Here is a 24,297-nt window from a genome sequence, read left to right as displayed (position 1 = left end):
TGGAACGGCGCCCGACCTTTGTCCACATGGTCAAAATTGTCGAGAAGCTGCGGCTAGCCACACGTCGCGGCAAACCGCGGCCGACACCAGCTCTCTTTCCCGGTTCCTCAAAGCTTGATCCGGTCGCGCATGGCATACCAGAGCATGCCGAGCACATAGAGCGGGCCGCGCAGCGCCGTGCCGCCGGGAAACGGCATTGGCCTCAGCGTCGAAAACAGATCGAGCCGCGAAGTATCGCCGGTGATCGCCTCGGCGAGCAGCTTTCCCGACAGCGTCGACAGGATCACGCCCTTGCCGGAATAGCCATGCGCAAAATAGACCTCGCCATAGTGGCCGACATCCGGCAGGCGCGATGTCGTCACCGAGACCAGCCCGCCCCAGGCATGATCGATGCGGCGGCCGCGCAATTGCGGAAAGGTCTTTTCCATATGCGGCCGCACGAAGCCGGCAATGTCTGCGGGCGGCGACGGCGTGTAGCGCTCGCCACCGCCGAACAGCAGGCGACCGTCTGCCGACAGCCGGTAATAGTTGACGACGAAGCGTGTGTCGGAAACGGCGGCATTGCTTGGGATGACGTCGCTGGTGTCGTCCAGCGGTTCGGTGGCGACGATGTAGTTGCCGACCGGCATGATGCGGCTGTTGACGCGCGGCTCGAGCCCCTGGAGCAGGGCGTCGCCCGCAAGCACGACATGGCTTGAGCGGACCGAGCCCTTGGCCGTCGAAATCCGGATGCCAGGTTCACGCTCCAGCCGCAGCGCCACCGAATTCTCGTGGATTGTGACACCTGCCGCTGCCGCGGCGCGCGCAAGACCCAGCGTGTAGTTCAGCGGATGCATATGGCCGCCGAGCTTTTCGTACATGGCGCCGTGATAGGGCGTGTTCACCATTCCACGCGCCTGCTCCGCCGACAGCATCTCGACGTCATGAAAATTCATCACGCTGGCTAGGCACTCGACCTCTTCCTCGAGATCGCGTAGGTCGGAGCTGTTGACCGCACCGGCCAAATGGCCGGTGAGCCGGAGGTCGCAATCGATGGCATGGCGCTCGATCAGGTCGAGCACCAGCCCGCGCGCCTCGAGGGCGAGATCGAAAAGCGCCCGCGCCCGTTCGGGCCCATAAAGCTTGACCAGGCTCTTGGCGCCCTTGCGCAGTCCGGGGATGATCTGGCCGCCATTGCGCCCCGACGCTCCCCAGCCGATCTTGCCGCCTTCCAAAAGCACCACCTTCAGCCCGCGCTCGGCGGCATGAAGGGCTGCGGACAGGCCGGTGCAGCCGCCGCCAACCACCACCAGATCGGTGTCGACGTCGCCCTGCAGCGCCGGATGATCAGGAGCCGGATTGGCGGTCGCGACATAGTAGGATTTGCCGATATCCAGGCCGGAATTGAAGCCCATCATCAGACCTTGAGCAGCAGGTGGTCGCGTTCCCAGCTGGTGACGACGCTCTGGAACAAGTCGAGCTCGACGCTTTTGACCCGTAGATAGGTCTGGACGAAATCCTCGCCGAGCAACGCCCGAACCGCACTGCAGGCAGCGAAACGGTCGAGCGCCTCCTCCATGGTTTTCGGCAGCGTGCTCTTGCTGCGATAGGCGTTGCCCGATGCCTCGGGCGAACGCGACAGCTTTTCCTCGACGCCGAGATAGCCGCAGAGCAGCGAGCCGGCCATCGCCAGGTAGGGGTTGGCATCGGCGCCGGGCAACCGATTTTCCACCCGCCGCGCGGCCCGTCCGCCGGCCGGCACACGCAGCCCGCAGGAACGGTTGTCGTGCGACCACTCGATGTTGGCGGGCGCGCTGTGGTTGGGCCGGATGCGGCGGAACGAATTCACGTTCGGCGCAAACAGCGGCATCACCTCGGGAATGTATTTCTGCAGGCCGCCGATGAAATGCCCGAACATTGCGGTGTCGGCGTCGTCACTCCCGGCAAACAGCGTATTGCCAGCCTCGTCGACGACCGACATATGGAGATGCATCGAGCTGCCGGCTTGTGCGGCGATCGGCTTCGCCATGAAGGTCGCATGCATGCCGCTTTCCTGCGCGGCCTGGCGCGGCATCCGCTTGAACAGCAGCACCTTGTCGGCCAGCGGCAGCGCGTCGCCATGCAGGAAATTGATCTCCAGCTGCCCCGTGCCCGATTCGTGGATCAGCGTGTCGAGCGGCAGCCCGGCCACAGCGGCATAGTCGTGGAGCCGCCGGATCACCGGCTCGAACTCCTCCAGCGCCGCCATATCATAGGGGTGCTGCACGGTTTCGGAGCGGCCATTGCGCCCGACCGGCGCGAGCAGCGGCCGATCGGGATCGGGATTGGGCGCGGTCAGGTAGAATTCGAGCTCCGGCGCGACCACCGCCCGCCAACCGCGCTGGCGATAAAGATCTAGTACAGCCCTCAGGAGATGACGCGGCGAGGCCATCCATGGCCGGTCGTCCATGTGAAACGCGTCGGCGAAGACGTAGGCTTTGCCCGCTCCGGCGCCCGGTGCAAGGCAGAGCGTCGCGACATCCGGCACCATCCGCATGTCGGGGTCCTGATAGGCGAAACCCTCGTCGTTGGAACCGGAATAGCGGCCGTCGATGCAAACCAAGAAGGCGCTGCTCGGCAGGTAGAGCGCGCGGTCCTCAAGCGACTTCAGGAACTTGGCCGTCGGCAGGGTCTTGCCGCGCAACACGCCGTTCACATCCGGCACCAGGCACTCGACTTCCCTGACCCCCTGCTGCTCCAGCCATCGCTTCGGATCGTCCGTCGGGGTCATTTGCGGTGCATCCGTTGTCGTTGTGTTGAGCATCAGGTCACGTCCTTGCGAGGGCGAGAATGGCTTCGGCGGCGGCGTCCGTTCCCGGCGCCCGCGCCATGGTGGCCGCATTCTCCTTGAGACGAAAGCGCATCTCGCCGTCGGCCATTAGGCCAAGGATAGAATGTTCCAGTTCGTCGTCGCTCCAGCCGTCGCGGCTGAGGTGGCGGCCGACGCCGGTTTCCTCGGCGCGTTGCGCGTTGTCGTGCCCGTCCCAGCAATAGGGCATGATCAGCGACGGCACGCCGAAACGCAGCGCCTCGCAAAAGCTGTTGTTGCCGCCGTGATGGATGAAGAGATCGGATTTCGCGACGACCGACGGCTGCGGAAACCAGGCGTCGAGATAGACGTTGTCCGGAACCGCGCGGTAGCTGTCGCGCAGACCGCCGACATTGACGATGAAGCGGGCCGGAAGCCGGTCGAACACGGCGAGCATGCGCTCGATCAGGCCGACATCCATCGCGCCCAGGCTGCCGAAGCTGAGATAGACCAGCGACCCGTCATTGCGTGGAAAGACCGGCACGTCGAACGGGCCTTCCGAACGGACGCAGCCTTCGAGATAGACGAAGCGGGCCGGGTCGAGCGGCTCGGCGCGCTGCCTGCGCACGATGGTTGGGGTCAGCAGCAGATTGAGATCGGGCGAAGCTTCGAGAAAAAGCCCCTTCGGCAAGGGCGCAAGACCGGCGTCGGTGCGAAGCCGATTGAACCGGTCATGGGCCGGAGCGACGGCTGCCAGGTAGCGCGCCTCGAAGGCCGCGCGACCGGGGTCGTCGGCGGCGAGGCCGGAGAGATAGGGCGGTACATCGGCGTCGGGAAGCTCGGTTTCGGCGCAGGAGACGACGCGCACCCATGGGCAGCCGGCGGCAGCAAGTGCTGGAAACATGATGACATTGTCGAGCACCAAGGCGTCCGGCTTCAACCGGGCCAGCAATTGGCGCAGCGGCGCCTCGGCATCGACCGCGGTATCGACGATCGCTTCCCAGGTCGGGGCGACATAGGTTTCGAGCTGGTCGATCGGGCTCAGCCTGAAATGCGGCAGATGCCGGCGCACGAAAGCCTGCCAGTAGCTCTGGCGCTCGCTGTCGGTCAGCGGATCGTCGGTTGGCAACTGGTATTCCTGAAAACCGTAGTCGGCGAACACGCCGGAAAAGCCGGCGTGACAGATGAACACCGGCCGGGCGCCACGGGCGCGCAAGGCCTGCGCGATGCCGACGCAATTGAGCGCCGCGCCGAAGCTCGCTTCGGGAAACAACGCGATGGTCGGGCTGGCTTTGCGCGTCACTGCTCTCGTGGTCCTCGTCAATCCGGCCGGCTGATCATGCCGAACAATGCGGGGGCCCCGCGGCTGGCCGCCTGCGGTCGCTGGCTGCGGGACAATCGCAGATGGACGCGAAGCAGATCGGCTGCAACCTCATACTGCCGGCTTTCCAATTGGTCGAGTATGGTCAGGTGCTCACGCAGCGATTGCTTCAGCCGGAAGACGTTGACGCCGGCATAGGTCCCCGGCAACCGGCGCAGCCTGAGATGATCGAACAGCGCCTCGGTGACGAACCGGTTGCTGGAGCCGTCGGCGATCATGCCGTGAAAGTCGATGTCCAGCCGCTGGAACTCTCTGATCTCGAATGCGGCGTCGGGCAGCGCCAGCAGCGCCTCCATGCCCTGGCGCAAGGCTGCCGCGCGGGTTCCGTCCAGCCGAAAGCCAGGCGCCAGAATGGCGGCGGGTTCCAGCATCAGGCGGAACTCATAGCTTTCCCCTTGTGACTCCGGATCGTCAGGCGCTCGCCTGAACAGCCAGGACTGTCCCGGTGCGCGATCCAGGAGATTTTCGTCTGTCAGTTTCTTTAGCGCTTTTAGTACCGTCTTTCGTTCGGCGCCATAGCGCCGCATCAGCCCGCCAATGGTCACCGTCTGATCCAGCCGGCGCGCCGAGCGATCACGCAGGATCATCTCGGCGAGCTCGTCCTCCTCGGTAACCGGCAGGTCAGCGGCAAGGGTCGCCTGGCTGGTGAGGTCGATGGCCAGCCGATAGCCGGAATCAGCTTCCCAGCGCACGACGCCTTTTTCGGTGAGGAGGCGCAGCGCGGCCCGCACCGGAGTCCGCGAGACGTTGCAGAGCGAGGCGATCTGCTGTTCCGGGAGATGCGCGCCGGCCTCGAAGCCGCGCTGCCTGGCCACATCGAGAATGCGCTGCGCGAGATCGAGATGATTGGTGCGCGGGCGTCTGGCAACGGCTTGCATGGCGATTCTCGTGAAACGGGCTCGACCGCTGCGGTCCGACCGATTGCCTTGCGGACGCAATCGGCGATTTCGCAGCGACGTGACAAATTATGGATTGACGTACTTTTTTCTGCAATAGTACTGTAGGTGCAATCGGCAATAAAAAGACCGGGGAACGGGATCGAAGCGCGTCGCCAGCGCTGGTCCGACGATTGAATTGACGATCAACCAGAATGGGAGTCTGTCATGACCGCCACCACCCTGCGGCGCCGTTCGTTCAGAACCTCCGCGATCGCACTTGGCCTCGCCTTGGCGCTGTCGGCGCCGGCGGCCGCCGCCGACCTCGTCATCTCCAACTGGGACGGCTACATGGCGCCGGACGCGATGGCAGCCTTCAAAGCAGCGACCGGTGTTTCCGGCGAGGTTGTCGTTCACGCAACCAATGAGGAGATCATGGGCAAGCTCGTTGCTTCGGGCGGCAAGGGCTATGACGTGGCCTTCGTTTCCTCGCCCTTCGCCGAAGTGCTGAACAAGCTCGGCCTGATCGAGACGATCGACCACGCCAAGATCCCCAATCTCGCCAATCTCTATCCTGAGGCGACCAAGCTGCCGCATGACGTCGGCAACAATTTTTCCGTGCCTTATACCTGGGGCACCACCGGCCTCTGCTACCGCTCGGATCTGGTGAAGACCGAGCCGGCCAGCTGGAACGATCTTCTCGCCCCGTCCGATGAGCTCAAAGGCAAGACCACGATGCTGGCGACCGACCGCTGGCTGCTTGCCGCCGGCCAGCTCGCCAAGGGCTATTCGGTCAACGAGACCGATCCGGCCAAGCTCGCCGAGGTCAAGGACCTGCTGATCTCGGCCAAGAAGACCTTGCTCGCCTATGACGACACCACCTTCTATGCGAAGCTGGTCTCCGGCGAGGCACTGATGGTGCAGGCATGGGATGGCTGGTGCAATTATGGCATCGCCGAGAACCCGCAGATTAAGTACGTCATCCCTAGGGAAGGCTCGGACCTGTGGGTCGACACGATGGTGGTGATGAAGGCATCGGCCAACAAGGACGCAGCCTTCCAGTTCATCAACTTCATGCTGGACGCCAAGAACCACGCCTGGGCGGCCCAGAACATCGACTACAAGGTGCCGAACAAGCCGGCTATGGAAAGCCTGCCTGCGGATTTCCTCGCCAAATTCCCCAATATGCGCATGCCGGTGGCCGAGCTGGTCAAGTTCGAGCAGTTGCGCGACGTCGGCGACGCCCAGCGCGACTATTCGAAGATCGTCAGCGAGATCAAGGCGGCGCAATAGTTTCGGCATCTGGAATCAGGCTTGCGTTCCTTCACGCCCCCCTCTGGCCTGCCGGCCATCTCCCCCTCAAGGGGGGAGATTGGGCGCGGCACCGCTTACGCCAATCTCCAACGCCAGGAGGTGAACGGGACGTTGGGGGTGTCAATCTCCCCCCTTGAGGGGGAGATGCCAAGTTTTGGCAAAGAGGGCAGGCCAGAGGGGGGTGCGACTTGACGCGAACCTCCCGTTCCTCATTGCTGATGGCGCCGGCACTGGCCTGGCTCACTGCCTTGATGGTGGTGCCTTGCGCGCTGGTGCTGGCGCTCGCCTTCTTCCGGCGCGGCATTTATGGCGGCATCGAATACAGCTTCACTCTGGAGAATTTCGGGCTGGTGCTCGACCCGCTCTATGCCGGCATCTTTCTCAATTCGGCGCGCATCGCCGGCACGGCAACCCTGATCGCCGTGGTGATCGGCTATGCCGCGGCCTATGCGATCGCGGCGGCACCGCGCCGGCTGCAGCCGGTGTTCCTGTTCTTCGCCGTCTTGCCTTTCTGGTCCAATTACCTGATCCGCACCTATGCATGGATCGTGCTGCTCAACCGCGAAGGCCTGATCACCCAGCTCTTGCGCTGGTTCGGTTACACCGGCGAGCCGCCGTCGATGCTCTATACCGAAGCCGCCGTCATCGCCGGTCTGGTCTACAATTACCTGCCTTTCGTCATCCTCGCCTGTTACGCGCCGCTGTCGCGGCTCAATCCGGAGCTCGCCGAGGCCTCGCGCGATCTCGGCGCTTCGGCCATGACCACATTTCGCCGGGTGATCCTGCCGCTGACCGTGCCGGGCATCGCCGCCGGGGCGGTTTTCGTCTTCGTGCTGTCGATCGGCAATTTCGTCACGCCGGCACTGCTCGGCGGCGGCCGCTTCCAGATGATCGGCAATCTCGTCTACGACCAGTTCCTGACCGCCAATGACTGGCCGTTCGGCGCCGCTCTGGCGATGGCGCTGATCGCCATCATGCTTTTGGTGCTGACGGCGCAGGCCTTGGCCGCAGATCGCGCCGCGGGCCGTATCGCCGAGGCGAAAGCAGGCGCCGATGACTGAGCGCGGCCTCCTTTCCTTCTCCCCGTTCACGGGGAGAAGGTGCCCCGAAGGGGCGGATGAGGGGCGGCGCGATCTTCTGCTCTGTTGGGCGCTGCCCCTCATCTGCCTGCCGGCATCTTCTCCCCGTAAACGGCAGGGCTGTCCGGGGAAAGTTTTGAGTGAATCGAAATGCCACATGTGCATGCCCCGTAAAACGGGGTTTGTCCGTCTTTTCTCTGGTTGTCGAGACTCAGAAAAGGAACGGGGCATGCGCTTTGCACCTAGCATCTTCGGGCAGCTTCTTGAACCCATCGATCGGCGTCAATTCCAAGCAATTGTGGATCGCCACGACGGGGATGCGTACGACAAATCGTTCAGAAGCTGGGATCATCTGGTGGCGCTGATCTATGCCCAGTTCTGCGGCAGCAGCAGCTTGCGTGGCCTGGAAGCCGGCTGGAACGCCAACAGCCAGCATCATTATCACCTGGGCAGCGGTCCGTTGATGCGTTCGACCTTGTCGGATGCCAACAGACGGCGTCCGGTCGCCATCTTTGCCGAGGCGTTCGGTCTGGTGGCGAACCTGCTCGACAGGCAAATGCGGCGCGAGGGCGAAGCAATGCTGCGGCTGATCGACTCGACCCCCATTCCGCTCGGCAAACTGTGCGATTGGGCCAAGTCGAACGGGCGCATTCGCGGCATGAAGGTGCATGTCGTCTATGACCCGAAGACCGACTGTCCGCGCATCCTCGACATCACCGACGCCAACGTCAACGACGCCCAGGTCGGTCGCCAGATCACGATCGAAGCTGGAGCGACCTACGTGTTCGACAAGGGCTACTGCCATTATGGCTGGTGGACGGCGATCGCCGAAGCCGGATCGATCTTCGTGACGCGGCCCAAATCCAACATGAGGCTGGCGCTGCTGCGTGATCGCCCTATAGCCGAGCCGCAGGGCGACGGCTTCCTGGTTGTGGAAGACAGTGAGGTAAGCTTGGTCAGCAAGGCTGCTTGCAAGCTGCCGATGCGGCTGCGTCGCCTGCGCGTTCAGCGCGAAACGGGCGACACCATCACGCTTTTGACCAACGATCTGGAGCGCTCTGCCGTCGAGATTGGACGGCTTTACAAAGGCCGCTGGCACATCGAGCTTCTGTTCCGATGGATCAAGCAGCACCTCAAGATCCGCAAGTTCCTCGGCAACAACGGCAATGCAATCCGCCTGCAACTCTTTGCCGCAATGATCGCCTTTGCGCTGCTGCGCATTGTCGCGCGCACCCGCCGCGTCACTATTCCTATCTTGAGGTTCACAGAACTGGTCGCTCAATACTTGTTCGGGCGGCGGAAACTGCACACCATCGATAAGCCGCCACCGGTCAATCCAAGCCGACCAAGGGACCGAGCCTCTCCCAATCAGATGGCCTTCATTTATGAATAACTTTCCCCGGACAGCCCTGCGTAAACGGGGAGAAGGACTCTTGCCGCTCGCTCACCATTATACTTTCAAGCGGCGGCCATCATGACCCAGTCGTTTGCCCGCATCCTCGGCCTGCGAGCGATTCTCGTCCTCGTCTTCGCCTTCCTCTACATTCCGATCGCCGTGCTGGTGGCGCTGTCCTTCAACCAGGGCGGGCTGCCGACCGTGTGGTCGGGCTTTTCGCTGAAATGGTATGCCTCGCTCGCCGGAAACGCCGCGATCCTTTCCGCCGCCCTCAACACGCTGATCGTGGCGCTGGTCTCGACAGCCATCGCCACGCTGCTCGGCACGCTGCTGGCGATCGGCGTCGAAATGCGCCGGCAATATGGAAGCGGCCTTGAGGCGCTGATCTTTGCGCCGATGATCATTCCCGACATCGTGCTGGCGGTCGCGCTGCTCAGCTTCTTTTCCATGCTCGATTTCACCCTGGGCCTGCACACCATCATCCTCGCCCATGTCGTCTTCAACCTCGCCTTCGTCTGCTCGGTGGTGCGCGCGCGGCTGAAAAGCTTCGACTGGTCGATCGTCGAGGCCTCCGCCGATCTCGGCGCCTCGGCCGTCACCACCTTCAGGCGGGTGACATTGCCGGTCATCCTGCCGGCGGTCGTCGCCGGCGCGCTGCTTGCCTTCACCCTTTCGGTCGACGAGTTCATCATCGCCTTCTTCACCGCCGGCGCCGGCCGCGCTTCGACCACGCTGCCGATGCAGATCTATTCGATGATCCGCTTCGGCATCACGCCGGAGATCAACGCATTGGCGACCATCGTCATGGCGGTCTCAATCACCGCGCTGACCCTGTCGCAGCGGCTCAACCGCGGAGTCGTCGGCCAATGAGCGAGCCCCGCACGCTGCTGGCGATCGACAAGGTGTCGAAGAACTTTGGCCGGGTGACGGCCGTCGACGGCATCTCGCTCGATATCCGCGAGAACGAGTTCTTCGCTTTGCTCGGACCTTCTGGCTGTGGCAAGACCACGCTGCTGCGCATGCTGGCCGGCTTCGAGACGCCCAATCGCGGCCGCATTATGCTCGACGGCCGCGACATCGCCAAAACCCCACCCAACAAGCGGCCGGTCAATCTGATGTTCCAGTCCTACGCGCTGTTTCCGCATATGAGCGTCAGGGCCAATGTTTCCTATGGCCTTGAAATGGAACGCTTGCCGGCGAAGGAAATCCGTTCCCGCGTCGATGCCATCCTGGCGACGACCGAGCTCGTCGCCTTCGCCGACCGCAAGCCGGAGCAATTGTCGGGCGGCCAGAAGCAGCGCGTCGCGCTTGCCCGGGCGCTGGTCAAGCGGCCGCGGCTGCTGCTGCTCGATGAGCCGCTCGGTGCGCTCGACAAGAAATTGCGCGGCGCCATGCAACTGGAGCTGAAGCGCCTGCAGCACGAGGTCGGCATCACCTTCGTCATCGTCACCCATGACCAGGAGGAATCACTTGTCATGGCCGACCGCATGGCTGTGCTGAGGGACGGCAAGCTGCTGCAATGCGATACGCCGCACGCTGTCTACGAACATCCGGCCGACCGTTTCGTCGCCGATTTCATCGGCGTGATGAATTTCGTGCCGGTCAAAGCCGCCGCCGACGGCGTGCTGGCAGCCGACGGCACGCGGATCGCTGGAACGGTTCCCTCGACTCTGATTCCCGGCGCTGCGGCGGTTGCTTCGGTGCGGCCCGAACGCATCCGGCTGTTCCCACCGCCAGAGACAGCCAACCGGATCGCCGGCACCGTCGAGGCGCTCGCCTATCACGGGCTCGACCTGCAGCTGCATGTCCGCACCGCTCTGTCACCAAAACCGTTCCTGGTGCGCGTCACCGCCGACGCCGCCGACCGCCGCCCGGTCGCGTCCGGCGATGCGGTCGAACTCGGCTGGGATGCCGCCGACGTCAGAATTTTCGCAGATTGATCGAAGGAGAACTTTCATGGCGCAGAAGACCATCGCGTTTTTTCCGGAAGCGGCCTACGGCCCGGCGCTCAACTCCGTCGGCATCGCCCAGGCAGTCGAGGCACGCGGCCACAGAGCGGTGTTCCTGTCGGATCCCGGCTTTGTCGACGTCTACAAGGGCTACGGCTTCGAGGCGCACCCGGTGAACCTGTCCGAACCGATGCCGCCGGAACAGATGGCCAAGTTCTGGGAGGATTTTATCAACGGTCAGATCCCGAATTTCCGCAAATCGCCCTACGACCAGATCGACAACTACGTGAAAGACTGCTGGACGGCGATCGTCGACAGCGCCAAATGGGCTGAGAAGGATCTGCCCGGCGTGCTTTCGACGATCAGGCCCGACGTGATCTGCGTCGACAACGTCATCCTGTTTCCAGCGATCAAGCAGTATGGCAAGCCGTGGGTGCGTATCATCTCCTGCTCGGAAAACGAGATCGAGGACGAGGACATCCCGCCGCATTTGTCCGGCTGCGGCGAGAACGACCACGCCTGCCATCAGCGCTATCGCGATCATTTCAACGCAGTCATCAAGCCGATTCATGACGACTTCAACGCGTTTCTGAAAGCGAACAACGAAGCGCCGTATCCGATCGGCCAGTTCTTCGAGGCCTCGCCCTACCTCAACCTGCTGCTCTATCCCGAGGCGGCAAAGTTCAAGCGCCGCCATCCGCTCGACCCGGCAAAATTTCAGTATCTGGAAGGCTGCGTGCGGCAGGAGAAACCCTACACCGTGCCGACCTTCGCGAAAAACAATGACGGGCCGCTGCTCTACGTTTCCTTCGGCAGCCTTGGCGCCGGCGATGTCGATCTGCTGAAGCGCATCGTCGCGACGCTGGGCAAGACGCGCTACCGGGCGCTGGTCAATGTCGGGGGATACAAGGACCAGTACGCGCAAGTGCCCGAAAACGTCATCGTCGAGAGCTGGTTTCCGCAGCCCTCGGTCATCCCGCAGGTCGATGCGGTGATCCACCATGGTGGCAACAACTCGTTCACCGAGTGTCTCTACTTCGGCAAGCCGGCGATCATCATGCCCTATGTCTGGGATGGCCACGACAACGCGACGAGGGTCGAGGAGACCGGCCAAGGCTTCGGCATGCCGCGCTACGACTGGAGCGATGCCGAGCTGATCTCGAAAATTGAAGCTTGCCTGACCGACCCGGCAATCAGGGCCAAGCTGGCGAAGACGTCGGCGCAGATGCAGGCGCAGAACGGCCCGGAGAAGGCGGCGGGGCTGCTGGAGCAACTGCTGTGAGCGCGATGCTCGGGGTGCCGAGCCAAGGCACCCCCCTCTGGCCTACCGGCCATCTCCCCCTCAAGGGGGGAGATTTGGTTGCAGCAACGCTTTCGCCAATCACAAGCGCTGCAGGAGCGAGCGGGGCGCCGGAACTGCCAATCTCCCCCCTTGAGGGGGAGATGTCCGGCAGGACAGAGGGGGGCGCCGTAGAGCGAGGACACGTCAAGCACAAGCATGGCGGAGCACCCGCATGACCTCCTCCGCGCCGCATCTCCGCCACGCCTCCACGCGCACCGACATCGTCGACTGGGGCGCCCAGCCCGACGCGTTGGAAGGTGCTTCGCACTCCACCGGCAGGCTCGTCCACAAGGGGCCGAACAACCAGCCGGAAGCCGGCATCTGGGTCTGCACCCCCGGCCGCTGGCGGCTGGCAATTCCGCGCGACGAATTGTGCCACTTCGTTGCCGGGCGCGCGACCTACCGATCGGATGACGGCGAGGTGGTGGAAGTTTCCGCTGCCACGGTGGTCATGTTCCCGGCCGGCTGGGCCGGCGAATGCACCGTCCACGAGACCATCCGCAACATTTACATGCTGGCCTGAAGCCAGCCGCTGGAGCTTCACGACATGCCGACACCGATCATGAAATCCCCGCTCGCCCTCACTGACCTCGTCGACTGGGGCGTCATCCCCACGATGATCGAGGGAGAATCCCGCACCTCCGGCAGGCTGCTGCACAAGGGGCCGGGGGGCCGCTCCGAATGCGGGCTGTGGGTCTGCACCCCAGGCAAATGGCACTGCCACGTCACCCGCGACGAATTCTGCCATTTCCTCGCCGGCCGCTGCACCTATGTCCACGAATCCGGCGAGGTGATCGAGATCGAACCGGACACCGCGGCGTTCTTTCCGCAGGACTGGAAGGGCGTCTGCACCGTCCACGAGACGATCAAGAAGGTCTACATGATCCGCTGAGCGGCTTGAGAGGACGACCATGGACTTTTCAACTGACCGGCCGGCCTTCTTCGTCAATCCGGATTATCGGCCGATGACCGGTGCGGCAAGACCGGTGATCGATCCGGCGACGCTGGAGACCGTCGGCGCGCTCGCGGATGCAACCGACGGCGAGATCGACGCGGTGCTCGCAGCTGGGGCCAGGGCGCAAGCTGCCTGGAAAAAGCTCGACGCCAAGAGCCGCGCCAGGCATCTGCATGCAGTCGCCAACGCCATCGAGGCAGCTGACTTCACGCGCTGCGCCGAACTGATGGTGCGCGAGATGGGCAAGCCCTATCCGGAAGCAATCGGCGAGATCGCCAATTGCGCACCGACCTTCCGCTACTACGCCGAAATGGCGCGCGACGACGCCGGCAAGATCGCCGGCACGACGCAGTCCGGTTCGTTCCAATATGCGCGCTACGAGCCCTACGGCACGTCGGTGCACATCATGCCCTACAACTTTCCGATCCTGTTGATGTGCTGGACCGTTGCCGCCTCGCTTGCCGCCGGCAATGCCTGCGTGATCAAGCCGGCCGAGGCGACGACACTGTCGACGCTGGATTTCATGACCGTGTTCCGCTCCCTGCCTGAGGGCCTGGTTTCCTGCCTGCCCGGCGCGGCGGCTACCGCGCAGGCGCTGATCGCCTCGGACCGCACGCATGCGGTCGCCTTCACCGGCTCGGTCGCCGCCGGCAAGGCTGTAGCCGTCGCTTGCGCTGAACGCATGAAGCCTTGCGTCATCGAGGCCGGCGGCAGCGATCCGCTGATCGTCAGCCGACACGCCCCGCTCGACGTGGCGGCGACCGGCAGCGTCACCGCCGCTTTCCATCTCACCGGCCAGGTCTGCACCTCGGCAGAACGGTTCTTCGTCGTCGATGCCGTTCACGACCGCTTTGTCGAGCTGTTTGCCGAGAAGACACGGGCGCTACGCATCGGCAACGGCCTCGACAAGACCGAGATCGGGCCGCTGGTCAGCGAGGCGGCGCGGGCAAAAGTCATGCGGCTGGTTGACGATGCGGTGCGCAATGGTGCCAAGGTGATCACCGGCGGGCGTGTTCCGCCGGCGCACAATGTCGGCTGGTTCTACGAGCCGACGATCCTGACCGGCGTCACCCCCGACATGGCGATCGTGCGCGAAGAATGTTTCGGACCAGTCGCCGCGATCTGCCGGGTCAAGGATTTCGACGAGGCGATAGAACTTGCCAATGACAGCCCTTTCGGGCTCGGCGCCTCGGTGTTCACCACCGATCTCGCCGAGGCGCATGAGGCTGCGGAGCGGCTTGAAGCCGGCATGGTCTGGGTCAACAATCCGCTGATCGACAATGACGCACTGCCGTTCGGCGGCTGGAAGGCGTCGGGCCTCGGACGCGAACTTGGACGCCAGGGGCTGGATGCCTTCCGCCGCTCCAAGATGGTCATCATCGATCACAAGCCGGCGATCCAGGACTGGTGGTATCCCTATCCCGACAGCTGGTTCCGCGAAGCCGGCGGTCGCAAGCACGTATGAGGTGACACAGGGGCAGCGCCGCCAAGGGTCGCTTGCTAGCGCAGCGCTTTCTGTCCGCCGGCGGCGGTGATGACACCGACGATGATCAGCCCGGTCAGCAGCAGCCGGACGCCGGCGCTGACGCCGAACGTGTTGAGCATGGTCAAAAGCAGCACCAGGAACAGCGCCGCGCCCCAGACGCCCGGCACGTTGGCCTTGCCGCCGGCCACCGACGTACCGCCGATGACGACGACGGCGATCGAGGCCAGCAGATATTCGTTGCCGATATCGACATTGGCGCCGCGGAAATAGCCGGCGAGCAGCGCCCCGTCGAGGCCGCCGAGCGCGCCCGACAGCGTGTAGGTGAGGAAGCGGATGCGGCCGACATTGACGCCGGCCAGCCATGCGGCGCGGATGTTCTGGCCGATCGCCAGCACCGAACGGCCATAGATCATGCGCTGCAGCGCGATCGCAGCGCCGATGGTGAACAGCACGGTGAGGATCGCCAGCACCGGAATGCCAAGGATCTGCCAGTTGGTAAAACTGGCGAAGCCGGGCGGCGGCTTGATCTGCAAGCCGCGGCCATAGCTGATGTCGATCGACTGGATGATGAAGCTCGCCGACAGCGTGGCGATGATCGGTGGAATACGCAGCGCCCAGATCAAGAGATAATTGGCGGCTCCGATCGCCATGCCGCAGGCCAGCGCCGCCAGCAGCCCGACGGCGATCATTGAATCATTGCCGTCCATCACCTTCATGGCGACGGCGCTGGCGAGGCCGATATTGGCGGGCAGCGACAGGTCGACATTGCCGGGACCGAGCGTGATCACGAACATCTGGCCGACACCGACGATGACGGTGAAGACGGCGAGCGAAAGTGCTGCCGTGATCATGCCGCCGCCGCCATATCCGCCGGTGAAGGTGATCGTCGCCAGCCACACCAGCAGCGCGCCGATAAAGGACCAGATCCAGGGTTTGGCGAGCAGCAATCGCAACGATGCCATCCCCTCACCTCTCTTTGCGGCTGATCAGCACGCGGGCCGCCAGCACGATGATGAGGATGGCGCCATTGGCGGCCACCTGCCAATCGGGCGGGATGTGCATGAAGGTCAGCAGCGGCGAGGCGGCAAGCGCCAGCGTCAGCGCGCCGATCACAGCGCCGATCGGCGATACCCGGCCGCCGACGAATTCGCCGCCGCCGAGGATGACGCCGGCGATCGACAGCAGCGTGTAGCCATTGCCGATATTGGCGTCGGCCGAGGTGGTGATGCCGATCAGGGCCATGCCGGACAAAACGCCGAACAGGCCGGTCAATGCGAACAGCACGATCTTGGTCTTGAGCAGCGACCAGCCGGCACGGCCGAGGGCCGCGGCATTGCCGCCGGAGCCGCGCAGGATCACGCCATACGAGGTGCGCATCAGCCCGAAGTGGACGACCGCGGCAATCAGCAGCGCCGCAATGATCGGGAACGGAACGAAGGGCGGCTTGAAGGCCATGAGCGACAGCAGCCAATCCGGCGCTTTGCCGCCGGGCTTCGGCAGGATGAGGATGGCGAGGCCCTGCCAGACAAAACTCATGCCGAGCGTCACGACAATTGAAGGCAGATTGCGCAGATGGATCAGCGCGCCGAGCAGCGCATAGACGCCGATCGAGCCGAGCAGGATCAAGACGCCGACCAGCGGCGCGTCCTTCAGCCACGTCGCCGTGACGCAGCCGACGAAACCGACGAACGTGCCGATCGACAGGTCGAGCTCGTTGCCGGCGATGACGAACATCTGCGCGATTGTCGCCAAGGCAATCGGGATCGCCAAATTGAGCATCAGGCTGAAGCCGAAATAGCTGATGGCGCGCGGGTTGAGCCAGGCGATCGCCAGCAGCACCAGCACCAGCGACAATGCCGGCAGCAGGCTGCGCAACAGGCGCGCCCGCGCCAGCGCGCCGCGCTCGGAAGAACTCTTGGGACCGGTCTCGACGGGTGCTGGCGTCATCTCAGGCCGCATCGCCGAACGAGGACTGGATGATCTTTTCCTCGGTCAGCTCGTCGCGACCAAGGTTGGCGACGATCCGGCCGTTCTTGAAGACATAGACTTGGTGGCAATTGTCGAGCTCTTCGGTTTCCGTGGTGTACCAGAGGAAGGTACGGCCGCGGCCAGCCTCTTCGCGCACGAGGTCGTAGACTTCGAGCTTGGTGCCGATGTCGACGCCGCGCATCGGGTCGTCCATCAGCACGATCTTCGCGTCGGAACCGAGCGCCCGGGCAAACAGGACCTTCTGCTGGTTGCCGCCGGACAGCGAGAAGATGTTGTTGTTCATGTCGGGGGTGCGGATGCCGATTTTGCTTTGCCAGAAGGTTGCGAGTTCGGCTTCGCGTTGAGGCGAGATCAGCAGGCCGTTGCGCAATCGCGCCAGCGAACGGATGCCGATGTTTTGCGCAATCGACCATTGCGGAAATATCCCGTCAGACTGGCGGTCGCCGGCCACCAGCGCCACCGGCGCGGTGACCTCGATGCCGGTCTTGGCGCGCGCCGCGGCGGCGAAAATCGCCAGCAGCAGATCGGTTTGGCCGTGACCGGCCAACCCGGCAAGGCCGATGATCTCGCCGGCATGCGCCACAAGTTCGTTGCCGTCCTCTTGCCGCGCCGGCCGGGCCCGGACCCGTAACGGGCCGGTCTCCGGCTTTTGGGTCGCGATTTCGGCCGCGATCTTCTCACGCGCTGCCGCTCCCCCCATGGTCGTCACCAGCCTGTCGCGGTCGAAAGCCTTCGCCGTGTCTGACGCAACGACCTTGCCGTCGCGCATCACCACGATGCGGTCGGCATTCCCGAGCACCTCGCCCAGAACGTGCGAGATCAGGATGCAGCTCTTGCCCCCGGCAACAAAGCGCCGGACGAAGGCCAGCAACTGGCCGGCCGTGTGCGCGTCGAGCGAGGATGTCGGCTCGTCGAGGATGACGAGCTCGAGCGGATCCTGCGTCACCGTGAAGGCGCGCGCCACCTCGACCATCTGCCGCCTGCCGATGGAAAGGTCGCTGGCGATATCGGCGGCGGAGATGCTGTGGCCCGGGAATATCTCGTCCAGCTTGGCGGCGATGAGATCGGCCGCCTTGCGCCGCCAGCCGAAGCCGCGCAGCGCCGGGTGGTTGATTCGGGTGTTCTCGGCAACGCTGAGATTCGGGCACAGCGACAGTTCCTGGAACACGCAGCGTATGCCGAGTTGTTGGGCGCGTGGCACCGAATAATTATCCTCGATGCCGCCACGCACCGCGATCCGACCGCTGTCGGGCACGAGCGTGCCCGCCACCATATTCATCAGCGTCGACTTGCCCGCGCCATTGTGGCCGACGAGACCGACGCATTCACCAGCACGGACGTGGAAATCCACCCCGGCGAGGGCCCGGACGGCGCCGAAATGTTTTTCGGCGCCGTCCAGTCTGATGATGTCGGCGGCACCGAAATGTTTTTCGGCGCCGTCCAGCCTGACAATGTCCGCGTCACCCCTGGGCATACCTGGCAATATCCGGTTGGCAACCTGCCAAGCTCACTTGATGTTGGCTTTGATCGACGCGATGGCGTCTTCCTGGGTGTATTCGTGGCTGGCGACGCCGCCCTTAGGGATTTTCGGCAGCGCAGCCTCGAAGGTATCCTGGGTGAAGGCGAGGTATGGCACCAAGAGGTCATGTGGCACGTCCGTGCGACCGTCGAGCACCTGCTGCGCCACCCAGAAGGCCAGCGACGACACGCCCGGCGCGATGGACGCCGACCAGGTCTGATAGCCGTCCTTGTCCTTCTGTTCCTTCCACCACTGCAATTCGTCCTGACGGTTGCCCATGATGATGGTCGGACGCGGCTTGCCGGCGGCGGCGAAGGCCTGTGCCGCGCCATAGCCGTCGCCGCCCTGATCGACGACGCCGACGATTTCCGGCAGCGACGGCAGGATCGTTGCGACCGCCTTCTGTGCTGTGGTCTGATCCCAGTCGCCGGTCACCGAACCGACGATCTTGAACTTGGGATGAGCGGCGACGCCTTCCAGAATTCCGGCGTGGATGGCGTCATCGATCGAGGTCCCAGCAAGGCCGCGAATTTCCAGCAGATTGCCGCCCTCGGGATGGAACTTGGCCATCTGCTCGACCTCCTGCCTGCCCATGTCCTTGAAGTCGACGACCACGCGATAAGCGCAGGGCTCAGTGACGATGCCGTCGAAGGAGACGACGACGATGCCGGCATCGCAGGCCTGCTTGACGGCGCCGTTGAGCGCGTCCGGCGAGGCGGCGTTGATGACGATGGCATCATAGCCTTGCAGGATCAGGTTCTGGACCTGGGCTGCCTGGGTCGGCACCTCCTTATCGGCGGTCGTGAAGATGTCTGCGGCTGCGACCACCCCGTCGGCGACCGCCTTCTTGGTGACGATGGCATAGCTGTCGAGCATCGCCTGCCGCCACGAATTGCCGGCATAATTGTTGGAAAAGGCGATCTTCTTGTCGCTGGTGTCGGCAAACGCGGCGCCTGACGCGAGCATCGCCGCAAGGGCACTCAAGACGAGTATCTTCTTCATCTGTTATCCTCCCATGGATTGCTGGTCGTTGTTGGCTACTGGTGGCTGTTTTGACGTCCCTCGTTTCAATATTGCCCTCGTTTCAATAATATTGTCAGACAAATTTAGATGGGCGCACTTGTCAACAGCGATCGGTGACGGTTTGACGATCAACTTGCGGTGCAATGATTGAAAAGCGTTCCGCTCCTGGTCTAGGGGTGGGGCAGGAGACCGAAATCGAGATGGCAGCGACGCCGACTTTTGCGCCGGGCGCACCCGGAATTCCGGCGCGCTGGACGTCAAGCGCCAAGAGCGGCGTCGGCACCGCGCTTTCGCCGGCCTGCCCTGTCTGGTTCACGATCAGCCACGGCATCCTCAACGAGGTCTATTATCCCCGCCTCGACAGCGCCTGCACCCGAGACATGGGACTGGTCGTCACCGGCCCCGGCTTCTATTTCTCGGAAGAAAAGCGCGATGCCGTGCACAGTGTCGAGCCGTTCGAGGATGGGGTGCCCGCCTACAGGCTGGTCAACACCGCCGCCACCTACCGGATCGAAAAGCGTATCGTTACGGATCCGGATCGTCCTGTTTTGCTGCAGGAAATCAGCTTCACGCCGCTGACAGGCACACATGCCGACCACCGCGTCTACGCGCTGCTGGCGCCGCATCTGGTCAACGCCGGCATGGCCAACACCGCCTGGGTCGACCACCACGAGGGAAAGCCTGTCCTGTTTGCCTCCGGGCGTGGCGTTTGCCTGGCGCTCGCATCGTCGCTGCCCTGGGGAGCATGCTCGGCCGGCTATGTCGGTGTCTCCGACGGCTGGCAGCAACTCCGTCGTGACGGCCGGCTCGACCCGGCCTGCCGCAGGGCCGAGGACGGCAATGTCGCGCTGACCGGCGAGATCGGATTTTCGGCTGCGAACCCCAAGGCGTTACTGGCGCTGGGTTTCGCAACGACGCCGCAAGAGGCGGCGGAAAATGCCTCGGCCAGCCTGAAGCGAGGCTTTGCGCCCGCGGCCGAATCGTATGTCGAGAAATGGCGGGAGTGGCAGGCTGGCTTGCTGCCGCTGGACCGGCATGGTGCGGGGATCAACACCTATCGCCTCAGTACGGCGGTTCTGGCAACGCATCGCTCATCCACCGGAGCGGCCGTCGCCAGCCTGTCGATCCCATGGGGCTTCAGCAAGGGCGACGACGATATCGGCGGCTATCATCTGGTCTGGCCGCGCGACCTGGTCGAAACCGCGGGCGGTTTCCTCGCCGCCGGCGATCCGGCGCAAGCGTCGCTTGAGATCCTCGCCTATCTCCGCTCGATCCAGCAGCCGGATGGGCATTGGCCGCAGAACGCCTGGCTCGACGGATCTGCCTATTGGCCGGGCATCCAGATGGACGAATGCGCATTTCCGCTGCTGCTCGCAGACGCGCTGCGCCGGGCCGGGCATCTGGCAGACGCCGCGTTGCGCTCCTTCATGCCAATGATCGAGCGCGCCGCTTCCTACGTCGTGCGCAACGGTCCCGTCACCGGCGAAGACCGCTGGGAAGAGGATGCCGGCTACAGCCCGTTCACGCTGGCCGTCGAGATCGCCGCCCTGCTGGCGGCGGCCGACATGTTCGAAACTTGCGGCAAAGCGGAGCCGGCAAATTATCTGCGGGAAACCGCCGATGTCTGGAACGACCAGATCGAGCGCTGGACCTATGTCACCGGCACCCCACTCGGGAAAGAGGTCGGCGTCGAGGGCTATTACGTCCGTATCGCACCGCCCGACACCGCCGGCGCGGCGTCGCCGAGGGACGGCTATGTGCCGATCAAGAACCGGCCGCCCGGCGATAGCGACCGGCCGGCCGAGGCGATCGTCAGCCCGGATGCGCTGGCGCTCGTCCGCTTCGGCCTCAGGGCCGCCGACGATCCGCGCATCGTCGACACGGTCAAGGTCATCGATGCGCGGCTGCGCTGCGACCTGCCACAGGGGCCCGTCTGGTATCGCTATAGCGGCGACGGCTATGGCGAACACGCCGACGGCGCGCCCTTCGACGGGACCGGCCAGGGCCGGCCCTGGCCGCTGCTGGTCGGCGAGCGCGCCCATTACGAACTGGCGGCGGGACACAAGGACAAAGCAGCGAGCCTGTTAAAGACCCTCGAGGATTCCGCCGGGTCTGGCGGCCTGCTGCCCGAGCAGGTCTGGGATGGTCCCGACATGGCCGAACACGAACTGCGGCACGGCGGACCGTCGGGCAGCGCCATGCCGCTGGTCTGGGCGCATTCGGAGCACATCAAGCTGCTGCGCTCGCTCAATGACGGCGCCGTCTTCGACATGCCGCTGCAAGGCGTGAAACGCTACATCGAGGACAGGACCGTGGCGCCGCGCCGGACATGGCGCTTCAATCACAAGCTCCGCGCCATGCCCGCCGGCAAGCTGCTGCGCGTCGAACTGCTGGCCCGGGCGGTGGTGCATTGGAGCAGCGACGGGTGGGCGACCATCCATGACGCCGCGACGACCGAGAACGCCTTCGGCATCCATCTCACCGACCTGCCCGTTGCCGATGTCCCGCCGGGCAATATGATCGTCTTTACTTTTTTCTGGCCCGATGCCGGCCGTTGGGAGAAGGTCGACTTTTCCGTCGGTATCGACAAGCTGGACAGAGCATGATCCCGAACCGAAGGTCCGCGTTTGCGAAAAGTGGAAACCGGTTTTCGGAAAAGGTCATGCTCCAACGAGAGAGCAAGCATGATCCCGAACCGAAGGTCCGCGTTAGCGAAAAGTGGAAACCGGTTTTCGGAAATGATCATGCTCCAAAGATAGAGCAATTAGATCTTCTATCCCTCAAGAAGCAGGACGAAAAACATGCAGATCGGAATGATGGGACTGGGCAGGATGGGCGCCAACATGGTGCGGCGTCTGCTGCGCGATGGCCACGAATGCGTGGTCTACGACATCAACCCGGCCACCGTTGAAGCCCTTGTGACCGCTGGCGCGATCGGAGCCGCTTCGATGGAGGAGTTCGTCGGCAAGCTGACCAAGCCGCGCAGCGCCTGGCTGATGCTGCCGGCGGCGATCACCAGCCGGATCGTCGACCAGGTTGCCGACCTGATGGAGCCGGGCGACATCATCGTCGACGGCGGCAATTCCTATTATCACGAGGCTGTCGACCACGCGGCGCGCCTGGCATCGAAAGGTTTGAACTATGTCGATGTCGGCACCAGCGGCGGCGTCTGGGGCCTCGAGCGCGGCTATTGCTTGATGATCGGCGGCCCCGACAGCGCGGTCCAGCATCTCGATCCGGTCTTCGCCACCTTGGCGCCGGGCGCCGATGCCGGGGTGCCTGCCCCCGGCAAGGATGCCGGAACCGCCCCGTTCGGCTATCTCCATTGCGGGCCGAGCGGCGCCGGTCATTTCGTCAAGATGGTCCACAACGGCATCGAGTACGGTGTCATGGCCGCCTATGCCGAGGGCATGAACATCCTGAAGTCGGCGAATGCCGGCAAGAGACAGCGGACCGCCGACGCCGAAACCAGTCCATTGGAAAACCCTCAATATTACCAGTTCGACATCGATATCGCCGAGGTAGCCGAGGTCTGGCGGCATGGCAGCGTCATCGGCTCCTGGCTGCTCGACCTCACGGCAGGCGCGTTGAAGGCCGATTCGGGGCTGACGCAGTTTGGCGGACGGGTTTCGGATTCCGGCGAAGGCCGCTGGACGCTGAAGGCGGCGATCGACACTGGCGTGCCGGCGCCGGTTCTGTCCTCGGCCCTGTTCGACCGCTTCTCCTCGCAAGGCGAATCCGAATTCGCCGACAAGCTGCTGTCCGCCATGCGCTATGCCTTTGGCGGCCATGTCGAAAAGCCGAAGACCGGATCGTGACGGGGAAGACACGCTCATGAACCAGGAACGGTCCGACACGCTGGTGCTTTTCGGAGCGACCGGCGACCTCGCCCACAAAAAAATCTTTCCGGCACTTTATGCCATGGTGGCCAAGGGAACGCTCACAGAGCCGGTGATCGGCGTCGCTTTCGACGCCTGGGACCTGAAGCAGTTGCAAGCGCGCGCCCGCGACGGCATCATTAGGGACATCGGCAAGGTCGATGAAAAGATCTTTGCGAAACTTGCCTCGCTGCTTCGCTATGTCAGCGGCGACTACCGCAGCGCCGCGACCTTCGAGAAGCTGAAAAGCGCGCTCGGAGCCGCGCAGCACCCGCTGCACTATCTGGCGGTGCCGCCGACCATGTTCGAGACGGTTATCCAGGGGCTGGAGCAGTCGGGCGCAGCCCAGGGCGCCCGTCTGATGGTGGAAAAGCCTTTCGGTCAGGATCTGCAATCGGCGCGCTGGCTGAACCGGGTCCTGCACCTGGTGTTCGACGAGCAGTCGATCTTTCGCATCGACCACTATCTGGGCAAGGAGGCGATCCAGAACCTGCTCTACTTCCGCTTCGCCAATTCCTTTCTCGAGCCGATCTGGAACCGCAATTTCGTCGAGAGCGTGCAGATCACCATGGCCGAGGATTTCGGCGTCGAAGGCCGCGGCCGCTTCTACGACGAGGTCGGCTGCATCCGCGACGTCATCGAGAACCATCTGCTCAACATCCTGCTACTGCTGGCCATGGAGCCGCCCGTTGGCCGCTCGGCCGACGATCTGATCGACGAGAAGGTGCAGGTGCTGCGGGCGATCCGGACGCTGACCAGGGACGATGTCGTGCGCGGCCAGTTCAAAGGCTATCTCAGCGAGCCGGGCGTCGCGCCGAATTCGCCGGTCGAGACCTTCGCGGCGGTGCGTTTCTTCGTCGACACCTGGCGCTGGCGCGACGTGCCCTTCTTCATCCGCGCCGGCAAATGCATGCCGGTGCACGCCACCGAGGTCATCGTGCGTTTGAAGCGGCCCCCGCTCGACGTCTTCGACCCGATCAAGCCGGGCGACGCAAACTACGTTCGTTTCCGCATCGACCCGCAGGTGGCGATCTCGATCGGCGCCCAGCGCAAGGCCGCTGGTGACGACATGATCGGCGAGCAAGTCGAACTCACCGCGCTCGACGACAGCAAGGGCGACATGCCGCCCTATGAGCGGCTGATCGGCGACGCCATGAACGGCAATGGCCAGCTGTTCACCCGCCAGGACGCCAGCGAGCTCGCCTGGCGGATCGTTGGCCCGGTGCTTGGCGACAGCACCCCACCACACCTTTATGAGCCGGGGACGTGGGGCCCGGCCGATGCGATGGCCGGGTTCGGACCGCCGAACGGCTGGATCAATCCGGCGAAATGAACTCGGAGGCG

Annotated in this window: 20 protein-coding genes; 12 read left to right on the top strand and 8 right to left on the bottom strand. The window is 64.0% G+C overall.

Going from position 1 to position 24,297, the window contains the following annotated elements; translation table 11 throughout:
* Positions 1–107: 107 nt before the first annotated feature.
* From JG739_RS04410 to JG739_RS04395, 4 genes are read right to left on the bottom strand one after another with little or no spacing between them, the layout of a single operon-like run.
* The gene (locus JG739_RS04410; RefSeq protein ID WP_202365418.1) at positions 108–1,397 is read right to left on the bottom strand and encodes an NAD(P)/FAD-dependent oxidoreductase; all 1,290 of its coding nucleotides are present in this window, start codon (positions 1,395–1,397) and stop codon (positions 108–110) included.
* Positions 1,397–2,749 carry a glutamine synthetase family protein gene (locus tag JG739_RS04405; protein ID WP_244749689.1) on the bottom strand — a complete coding sequence of 451 codons (1,353 nt, stop codon included), beginning with the start codon at positions 2,747–2,749 and terminating at the stop codon, positions 1,397–1,399. Before JG739_RS04405 ends, JG739_RS04410 begins: the two co-directional genes overlap by 1 nt.
* A gap of 37 nt (positions 2,750–2,786) precedes the next feature.
* Positions 2,787–4,070: a glycosyltransferase gene (locus JG739_RS04400; protein WP_202365416.1), complete on the bottom strand. Its 1,284-nt coding sequence runs from the start codon at positions 4,068–4,070 to the stop codon at positions 2,787–2,789.
* A gap of 17 nt (positions 4,071–4,087) precedes the next feature.
* Positions 4,088–5,026: a GntR family transcriptional regulator gene (locus JG739_RS04395; RefSeq protein ID WP_202365415.1), complete on the bottom strand. Its 939-nt coding sequence runs from the start codon at positions 5,024–5,026 to the stop codon at positions 4,088–4,090.
* Positions 5,027–5,251: 225 nt separating this feature from the next.
* Here JG739_RS04395 and JG739_RS04390 point away from each other — a divergent pair, with 225 nt between their 5' ends.
* The 9 genes from JG739_RS04390 to JG739_RS04350 all read left to right on the top strand — a co-directional run bounded on the left by JG739_RS04390 (position 5,252) and on the right by JG739_RS04350 (position 14,523).
* A complete protein-coding gene (locus JG739_RS04390) occupies positions 5,252–6,316 on the top strand; it encodes a polyamine ABC transporter substrate-binding protein (RefSeq protein ID WP_202365414.1) in 1,065 nt (354 codons plus the stop codon).
* A gap of 239 nt (positions 6,317–6,555) precedes the next feature.
* A complete protein-coding gene (locus tag JG739_RS04385; RefSeq protein ID WP_202367335.1) occupies positions 6,556–7,398 on the top strand; it encodes an ABC transporter permease in 843 nt (280 codons plus the stop codon).
* Between the two features lie 247 nt (positions 7,399–7,645).
* Complete coding sequence (locus JG739_RS04380) at positions 7,646–8,809, top strand: IS4 family transposase (protein WP_202362951.1); 1,164 nt, start codon at positions 7,646–7,648, stop codon at positions 8,807–8,809.
* An 81-nt stretch (positions 8,810–8,890) separates the two neighbouring features.
* A complete protein-coding gene (locus JG739_RS04375; RefSeq protein ID WP_202365413.1) occupies positions 8,891–9,682 on the top strand; it encodes an ABC transporter permease in 792 nt (263 codons plus the stop codon).
* On the top strand, positions 9,679–10,752 hold the full coding sequence (locus JG739_RS04370) for an ABC transporter ATP-binding protein (protein ID WP_202365412.1): 1,074 nt from the start codon (positions 9,679–9,681) through the stop codon (positions 10,750–10,752). Before JG739_RS04375 ends, JG739_RS04370 begins: the two co-directional genes overlap by 4 nt.
* Positions 10,753–10,768: 16 nt before the next feature.
* Positions 10,769–12,043 (top strand): glycosyltransferase, encoded by a 1,275-nt coding sequence (locus JG739_RS04365; RefSeq protein WP_202365411.1) that lies wholly within the window; start codon positions 10,769–10,771, stop codon positions 12,041–12,043.
* Between the two features lie 232 nt (positions 12,044–12,275).
* Entirely contained in the window at positions 12,276–12,626 is a 351-nt protein-coding gene (locus JG739_RS04360) for a cupin domain-containing protein (protein WP_202365410.1), read from the top strand.
* A gap of 24 nt (positions 12,627–12,650) precedes the next feature.
* The gene (locus JG739_RS04355) at positions 12,651–12,995 is read left to right on the top strand and encodes a cupin domain-containing protein (RefSeq protein ID WP_202365409.1); all 345 of its coding nucleotides are present in this window, start codon (positions 12,651–12,653) and stop codon (positions 12,993–12,995) included.
* A gap of 19 nt (positions 12,996–13,014) precedes the next feature.
* Positions 13,015–14,523: an aldehyde dehydrogenase family protein gene (locus JG739_RS04350; protein WP_202365408.1), complete on the top strand. Its 1,509-nt coding sequence runs from the start codon at positions 13,015–13,017 to the stop codon at positions 14,521–14,523.
* 35 nt (positions 14,524–14,558) lie between these two features.
* Here JG739_RS04350 and JG739_RS04345 read toward each other — a convergent pair whose 3' ends face one another.
* Genes JG739_RS04345 through JG739_RS04330 form a run of 4 tightly spaced genes read right to left on the bottom strand, consistent with a single transcriptional unit; the run spans position 14,559 to position 19,054 of the window.
* Positions 14,559–15,506 carry an ABC transporter permease gene (locus tag JG739_RS04345; protein WP_202365407.1) on the bottom strand — a complete coding sequence of 316 codons (948 nt, stop codon included), beginning with the start codon at positions 15,504–15,506 and terminating at the stop codon, positions 14,559–14,561.
* 4 nt (positions 15,507–15,510) lie between these two features.
* Entirely contained in the window at positions 15,511–16,491 is a 981-nt protein-coding gene (locus JG739_RS04340; RefSeq protein WP_202365406.1) for an ABC transporter permease, read from the bottom strand.
* 1 nt (position 16,492) lies between these two features.
* A complete protein-coding gene (locus JG739_RS04335) occupies positions 16,493–18,007 on the bottom strand; it encodes a sugar ABC transporter ATP-binding protein (RefSeq protein ID WP_202365405.1) in 1,515 nt (504 codons plus the stop codon).
* A gap of 33 nt (positions 18,008–18,040) precedes the next feature.
* Complete coding sequence (locus JG739_RS04330) at positions 18,041–19,054, bottom strand: substrate-binding domain-containing protein (RefSeq protein ID WP_202365404.1); 1,014 nt, start codon at positions 19,052–19,054, stop codon at positions 18,041–18,043.
* A 221-nt stretch (positions 19,055–19,275) separates the two neighbouring features.
* Here JG739_RS04330 and JG739_RS04325 point away from each other — a divergent pair, with 221 nt between their 5' ends.
* From JG739_RS04325 to zwf, 3 genes are all read left to right on the top strand, one after another.
* Positions 19,276–21,681: a glucan 1,4-alpha-glucosidase gene (locus tag JG739_RS04325; RefSeq protein ID WP_202365403.1), complete on the top strand. Its 2,406-nt coding sequence runs from the start codon at positions 19,276–19,278 to the stop codon at positions 21,679–21,681.
* 195 nt (positions 21,682–21,876) lie between these two features.
* Positions 21,877–22,893, top strand: a complete 1,017-nt coding sequence (gene gnd, locus JG739_RS04320) for a phosphogluconate dehydrogenase (NAD(+)-dependent, decarboxylating) (RefSeq protein ID WP_202365402.1) — start codon at positions 21,877–21,879, stop codon at positions 22,891–22,893.
* 16 nt (positions 22,894–22,909) lie between these two features.
* Positions 22,910–24,286 (top strand): glucose-6-phosphate dehydrogenase, encoded by a 1,377-nt coding sequence (gene zwf / locus JG739_RS04315; protein ID WP_202365401.1) that lies wholly within the window; start codon positions 22,910–22,912, stop codon positions 24,284–24,286.
* Positions 24,287–24,297 lie beyond the last annotated feature (11 nt).

The organism is Mesorhizobium sp. L-2-11 (assembly GCF_016756595.1).
Classification (GTDB): domain Bacteria; phylum Pseudomonadota; class Alphaproteobacteria; order Rhizobiales; family Rhizobiaceae; genus Mesorhizobium.
This window is presented reverse-complemented; position numbering and strand designations above follow the sequence as displayed.

What these genes read in the sequence shown, in the direction of transcription:
- JG739_RS04410 (WP_202365418.1), bottom strand. Translation starts at nt 1,397, where the DNA reads ATGATGGGCTTCAATTCCGGCCTGGATATCGGCAAATCCTACTATGTC.
- JG739_RS04405 (WP_244749689.1), bottom strand. Translation starts at nt 2,749, where the DNA reads ATGACCCCGACGGACGATCCGAAGCGATGGCTGGAGCAGCAGGGGGTC.
- JG739_RS04395 (WP_202365415.1), bottom strand. Translation starts at nt 5,026, where the DNA reads ATGCAAGCCGTTGCCAGACGCCCGCGCACCAATCATCTCGATCTCGCG.
- JG739_RS04390 (WP_202365414.1), top strand. Translation starts at nt 5,252, where the DNA reads ATGACCGCCACCACCCTGCGGCGCCGTTCGTTCAGAACCTCCGCGATC.
- JG739_RS04385 (WP_202367335.1), top strand. Translation starts at nt 6,556, where the DNA reads ATGGCGCCGGCACTGGCCTGGCTCACTGCCTTGATGGTGGTGCCTTGC.
- JG739_RS04380 (WP_202362951.1), top strand. Translation starts at nt 7,646, where the DNA reads ATGCGCTTTGCACCTAGCATCTTCGGGCAGCTTCTTGAACCCATCGAT.
- JG739_RS04375 (WP_202365413.1), top strand. Translation starts at nt 8,891, where the DNA reads ATGACCCAGTCGTTTGCCCGCATCCTCGGCCTGCGAGCGATTCTCGTC.
- JG739_RS04370 (WP_202365412.1), top strand. Translation starts at nt 9,679, where the DNA reads ATGAGCGAGCCCCGCACGCTGCTGGCGATCGACAAGGTGTCGAAGAAC.
- JG739_RS04365 (WP_202365411.1), top strand. Translation starts at nt 10,769, where the DNA reads ATGGCGCAGAAGACCATCGCGTTTTTTCCGGAAGCGGCCTACGGCCCG.
- JG739_RS04360 (WP_202365410.1), top strand. Translation starts at nt 12,276, where the DNA reads ATGACCTCCTCCGCGCCGCATCTCCGCCACGCCTCCACGCGCACCGAC.
- JG739_RS04355 (WP_202365409.1), top strand. Translation starts at nt 12,651, where the DNA reads ATGCCGACACCGATCATGAAATCCCCGCTCGCCCTCACTGACCTCGTC.
- JG739_RS04350 (WP_202365408.1), top strand. Translation starts at nt 13,015, where the DNA reads ATGGACTTTTCAACTGACCGGCCGGCCTTCTTCGTCAATCCGGATTAT.
- JG739_RS04345 (WP_202365407.1), bottom strand. Translation starts at nt 15,506, where the DNA reads ATGGCATCGTTGCGATTGCTGCTCGCCAAACCCTGGATCTGGTCCTTT.
- JG739_RS04340 (WP_202365406.1), bottom strand. Translation starts at nt 16,491, where the DNA reads ATGACGCCAGCACCCGTCGAGACCGGTCCCAAGAGTTCTTCCGAGCGC.
- JG739_RS04335 (WP_202365405.1), bottom strand. Translation starts at nt 18,007, where the DNA reads ATGCCCAGGGGTGACGCGGACATTGTCAGGCTGGACGGCGCCGAAAAA.
- JG739_RS04330 (WP_202365404.1), bottom strand. Translation starts at nt 19,054, where the DNA reads ATGAAGAAGATACTCGTCTTGAGTGCCCTTGCGGCGATGCTCGCGTCA.
- JG739_RS04325 (WP_202365403.1), top strand. Translation starts at nt 19,276, where the DNA reads ATGGCAGCGACGCCGACTTTTGCGCCGGGCGCACCCGGAATTCCGGCG.
- gnd (WP_202365402.1), top strand. Translation starts at nt 21,877, where the DNA reads ATGCAGATCGGAATGATGGGACTGGGCAGGATGGGCGCCAACATGGTG.
- zwf (WP_202365401.1), top strand. Translation starts at nt 22,910, where the DNA reads ATGAACCAGGAACGGTCCGACACGCTGGTGCTTTTCGGAGCGACCGGC.